Source organism: Alcanivorax sp. HI0083, from assembly GCF_001635175.1.
The window spans coordinates 1-5250 of record NZ_LWFX01001201.1 but is presented as its reverse complement, the minus strand read 5'-3'; the positions used below and the strand labels follow the sequence as shown (position 1 = coordinate 5250).

The window sequence follows — 5250 nt, the reverse complement described above, 5'->3', positions numbered from 1 at the left end:
GATACAGGGGAAGTGGTGGCTTTCTATTCTCAGTTGGGGAAAAACATGGATGAGCGTTTTGCTCTTGCTGTCACGCCCAATGCAGGTCTCCCTTTCCCGGAATCAAGGATTGAAAGCTTCTCAGGGGTTTATGGGGTAAAAAGGGTGATTCCTCATCGCGAGTCATGTCCAGAGGGGTTGATCACAGCGGCAACGCTTTCGGATCTGGTTATTGAGGATGACCCTTCTGATACAAGTTTTTTGAGCCTCAGGCGAGCCATCAAAAGTGGTCAGGTTGAGCTGCAAGATGAATCAGGCAATAGCGCCGTAATCACCATGGATGGAAATTCCGAGGTTTGGTCGGTGTCGCTGAATGGTGGAGCCTCCGTGGATTTTTCTCTTGAAGAGATTCAGGATTTGCGCGAAGAACGGTGCGGATAATAAAAATGCCATTCAGACCTGACCCCGGTTCCAGATATCGGTTCCTTCGAAAATATAAAGATTCATATTGGGGGATTAAGCTATGAAACCAGGAATAAGAAAAAGGCAAGCTGAGATCGAGGCTTACCTTCAAAGTCTTTATGTCCCATTAAATTATAGTCAGGGTGAGGATGAAGAGAATCCATACACTCTATTATCAATTGAAAAGATGGATTATGACGATAGCCGACTTCGACAGCTGATAGAAGAGGGGGTGTACCTGAACAAAAGTCTCGACACTTGTGATTACAGTACAATTTGGTTTGGAATAATTAACTACCAATCACAAATGAATGGCTTGTCTTATGATGATCTGTATGAGTGGTTAAGGTTCATGATTACCCATGGTGCAGATCTGCAAAAACGAGATGAATTTGGCTTTTCTTGCTTAGATAGAGCTGGGATTTTTAAAAACTTTGAACTGTTCAAAATGTTTGTTGAGGAATTTAAGGTTGATGCCTCTTATGTTAAGCGGTGCCCTATATCAAGCTTCATGCCTAGAACGACAGAGCAAGAAGATCCTGAAAAGGAAGATTTTTCCGGCTTTTATAAAAAAATAGATTATTTTCTTTCTTTAGGGTACAGCCCTCAAGCTGGACTTTATAATGCAGTTATTTCCAGGTTTACACCTATTGTCAGAAAGCTTCTTGAGGCGGGGGCAGATCCGAACTTTCAGAATGCATCTGGTGTTACTCCTTTGATGTGGGCATTTGGACAACCGGCCCCAAATGGGAACTTTTGGCCAAGGGCCAGAGGGTCATACGATACTGCAAAAATTCTATTGGATGCAGGCGCTGATCAAAACATTAAAAGCAATCAAAAGAGAACAGCCAGAAGCATATTGAAGTCTCAGTCATGGGGTGAAGATCTAACCCGGAGAATGAACGAGCTGCTTGATATGTACGCTTAGCTTGAGCCGGTCGAGATGTGGCCAAGCTGGGGGCAGCGTCGCCCGGTGGTACACCCTGAGGAATGTATATATTTATGGGTGTCCCCTAATCGCCGAAGAACTGAAAGCGGAAATTGATACGCTGCTTGCGGGGTTGTTGGAGGGTTAACTGGAGCGGTATCTGAAGCGGTAAAAAAACCGGGAGCAGACCTGCTCCCGGTTTCCTCGTTCTCATGCCGTCATCACTTTGCTACAGCAGCGCAAAAGCCAGATACAGCATCAGTGCCACCTGAGCCAGGAACAGACTGGCGCGGATGAACACCAGCGGGAAACTGGTGCCGACAAGATGCACCAGGCTTTGCCCGATACGAGCCGCAACGACAAAGCCTGCCACCGCGTTGACGGTCTCGCTCTGCCCCGTAGCGGCGGCGACCAGCACCAGCGCCGCAAACAGCGGCAGGTTCTCCAGGCAGTTCAGGTGGGCGGCCTTGGCGCGCACCAGAATCGCCGGATCATCCACCGGCTCACCACGCTCCCAGTGGTTGGCGGCTTTCTTGCCCGTGAGTGCCAGCGGCAGCCGGTAGGTGGCGTAACTGAGCGCCAGAATCAGCGTCCAGAGGATATAAATCAGTAGTGCGGTCATTCCAGTCATGGGGCGGCCCTTCCATCGCAAAAAAAACCAGCGTGGTGAGGGGCGCGGCAAGATAGTGTGAAGTCCGAGATTCGACCGGGTAGGGGGCCTGTTTTTGCTCACCGTATAGCGTGTCGCATTCGGTTTGCGCCGTCGCAACTGGGCTGAATGTGCGCATGTCCCCTTCTTCTCCACTAGATGGGATGCAAGTCTGGGGTTGGGCTAAGTCTTTATATTTCCTGGGATAATGCGTGCGTGTTCCTTCTTTCGAGATGGCTTGTCGACTAATGTTGCCGATGTTTTTTTATGGTTGAGATTTATATTCAAGAGGTGATGAAAAACTATGAAAGCGGTATTTGTTGTGTTTATTTTTCTTTTTCTTTCAGCTTGCGCATCAAAATCAGGCTTTGAGCCCTATGAAGCAACGCCGGGTAATGAAAAAAAAGAGGCGATGAGTTACAAGATTGAAGAAGGTGATTTTTCATTGTCTGGTCCGGATGTGGGAGAGAGTTATCCTGGAGAAGCTGAGCTTAAGTCAGATTTCTATGGATATCTAAAAGATAGCATCGATGAAAGAGGGGTGGACGGCGAAAATTATACGCTAAGGGTATCAGTCGAGTGGGAAAGGCGCATGTCTGGTATAAAAAAGGGCAGCGTTTTCTCCTCCGCGGTTTGCCGTTTTAATTCTGAAATAATAAAAGGCGGCGAAGTTGTTGCCGTTGACTACGGCGACCCCTTGAATGCCGATTCAGTAAAATACAGTCACAAAAACTTCTTTAATAACTTAAAAAGAATGGCTGACACTTTGACTCAAAGTGGAGATGCCGATTCAGAACAAAGAGAAATGAAACGCTGCGCGATGCTACTTGTAGAGCGATTGCCCAAATAGGGCGCTGTTGCAAGAAGGTGAGAAGCAAACCTGGGGTCAGGTCTTGTCCCGTGCGTCAAGGTACGACGTGAAGTTCAGCTCAAGCTGACATTAAAGCTTCAGTTGAAGCGGTATTTTTCTCTGACAGGGATGTTGGAGATGAATGATGGCAAGACCGCTGAGGCTTGAGTTTGCCGGTGCGCTTTATCATGTGACGGCGAGAGGGAATCGCCGGGAAATGATCTACGAGGAACAGGGGGACAGGTCCGCCTTCCTGGAGAAGCTCTCAACGGTATGCTGTGAAGCAAACTGGCTGTGCCATGCCTACTGTTTGATGGGTAATCACTACCACCTCCTGCTGGAAACCCCGGAGGGCAATCTGGGCAGGGGGATGCGCCAGCTTAACGGCTGCTATTCACAGTATTTCAATCGCAAACATGGCCGTTGTGGCCACGTTTTCCAGGGGCGATATTCGGCTGTTCTCGTGGAGAAACAGAGCTACCTGCTCGAATTGGCCAGATACATCGTCTTGAACCCGGTAAGGGCGCGTATGGTGCATACGGCGCAAGAATGGCCCTGGAGCAGTTATCGAGGAACGGCAGGCCTTCAGGCGCTTCCTGAAGGTGTGAGTGCAGATTGGATTCTCGCTGCTTTTTCAGGCACCCGAGATGAAGCCATAAAGGCGTACAGGGAGTTTGTTAGACAGGGAAAGGACCAGCCCGATCCCTGGGAATCCCTTAAGAATCAGGTCTATCTCGGCAGTGAAGACTTTGTGGCCCAGATGGTGGCCAAACTGGACAGCAAGGCCACTCTTTCCGAGGTGCCTTCAACCCAGCGTCGTCAAGTCGCGCGCCCGCTTGGTGTTATTGCAGCTTCACATCGTGACAGAGACAGCGCCATACGTGCCGCCCATGAAAGCGGGGGCTACAGTATGCGAGAGATAGGGGATTACTTCGGTTTGCACTATTCGCGAGTGAGTCGGATAGTTCGAGGGGCACGGGGCAAGACCTGACCCCGGTTCCGTGACCTGGTTTAGGCTTTCCCATTAGCCGGATTGTTGGAATCACTTGTCTCTCCAGCGGCATGGTTATTAACGCGGCGATGGGGCCCTATAAGGGCAAAGGTGGCAGTGAGCATGCCTTGTTCCGCACCTTGCTGTCCGACCTTGAACAGGGCGATATTCTGCTGGGTGATGCGCTGTATGGCAGCTACTACGTTCTGGCGGAATGTCTTGAACGTGGTATTGATGTGGTTTTCCAGCAAAACGGCGGCAGGAAACGGACAACAGATTTTCGTCGAGGAAAGCATCTGGGGAGCAAAGATCATCTGATCCGAATCAAAAAGCCAGTACAGCGCCCAGGCTGGATGTCTGCGGAACACTTCAGAAATCTCCCCGCTGAAATTGTCATACGGGAGGTCGCGCTAGAGAGCAAAGTCCTGATTACTACCCTGAATGATGCAACGCAAGTTCCACGGGAAGCACTGAAAGCCTTGTATCGAAGCCGCTGGCATGTGGAGTTGGATATTCGGAATATCAAAACCACCTTGGGCATGGAAACGTTGACGTGCAAAACACCGGAGATGGCCGAGAAAGAGATGTGGGTATATCTGCTGGCGTATAACCTGATACGCATTCTCATGGCGCAATCCGCAGCGTTATCGGATGTGCTCCCGCGAGCATTGAGCTTCAAGCATGCATTACAGATTTGGAATGCATGGAGTTGCCGTCTGGCATCGGGTTATTCGCAAGCAGATTTAGTGGAACTCTTGGTGCTTATTGCACTGCGATGCGTGGGCAACCGTCCGGGAAGAGTTGAGCCGAGAGCGGTGAAAAGACGGTCAAAGCCCACGCCACTGCTGACGCGACCCAGGCATGAGGCACAAGCCGACATACGAAAGAATGGTCATCCTCCGAAACAACGGGAGTGGAACCGGTCAGGTCAGCAACAGGAAAGACTTTGACTTAAGTAAGTGCCATTCAGGTCTGACCCCGGATCTTCCATTCGCACACAACGGCAAATACAGTGGTAATACGGCGTTTCCTCAAGGGAAATCTGCTGATAACGCGCTCGTGTCATGGTCGCCTCCATGCTGATCCATGACTTAAACCATACTGTCCTTATAGACAGGCAGCCATCAGATAATGGCCATCAGGCGCGTGAGAGATTTGCTAATTGATGGGTGTCCTGTTGTTCGTCCTCGCGGGGCAAGACCTGGCCCTCGTGTTCTCTCGTGTTCTAGACCGACGCCAGAGGGTGTTCAAAACTCTGTGTCACAGCCAGCAGCCTCACAGGCTGATGTATTTGTCCAGGCGCTCGGGGAAGTGGATGGCCATCTGTGACAGCGTCAGATTCCAGTTCTGCACCGGGTGGGTCCAGCGCTCGGATGCCTTGAGTATACCGG

6 protein-coding genes are annotated in these 5250 nt (G+C 50.3%); 5 read left to right on the top strand and 1 reads right to left on the bottom strand.

All coding sequences use genetic code 11. From position 1 onward, the window contains the following. Together A3754_RS17425 and A3754_RS17420 are read left to right on the top strand one after the other, a co-directional pair. The coding region (locus A3754_RS17425; protein WP_231880676.1) for a hypothetical protein at positions 1-420 on the top strand (420 nt) is incomplete at its 5' end. An 82-nt stretch (positions 421-502) separates the two neighbouring features. Beyond that, on the top strand, positions 503-1369 hold the full coding sequence (locus A3754_RS17420) for an ankyrin repeat domain-containing protein (RefSeq protein WP_063520717.1): 867 nt from the start codon (positions 503-505) through the stop codon (positions 1367-1369). 229 nt (positions 1370-1598) lie between these two features. Here A3754_RS17420 and A3754_RS17415 read toward each other — a convergent pair whose 3' ends face one another. Continuing rightward, the gene (locus A3754_RS17415) at positions 1599-2000 is read right to left on the bottom strand and encodes an MAPEG family protein (protein ID WP_063520716.1); all 402 of its coding nucleotides are present in this window, start codon (positions 1998-2000) and stop codon (positions 1599-1601) included. Between the two features lie 322 nt (positions 2001-2322). On the opposite strand from A3754_RS17415, the gene A3754_RS17410 reads away from it, so the two are divergent. From A3754_RS17410 to A3754_RS17400, 3 genes are all read left to right on the top strand, one after another. Continuing rightward, the gene (locus A3754_RS17410; RefSeq protein ID WP_063520715.1) at positions 2323-2868 is read left to right on the top strand and encodes a hypothetical protein; all 546 of its coding nucleotides are present in this window, start codon (positions 2323-2325) and stop codon (positions 2866-2868) included. 142 nt (positions 2869-3010) lie between these two features. Next, positions 3011-3859, top strand: a complete 849-nt coding sequence (locus A3754_RS17405; RefSeq protein WP_231880675.1) for a transposase — start codon at positions 3011-3013, stop codon at positions 3857-3859. Positions 3860-3891: 32 nt separating this feature from the next. Continuing rightward, positions 3892-4809: an IS4 family transposase gene (locus A3754_RS17400; protein WP_255363142.1), complete on the top strand. Its 918-nt coding sequence runs from the start codon at positions 3892-3894 to the stop codon at positions 4807-4809. Positions 4810-5250 lie beyond the last annotated feature (441 nt).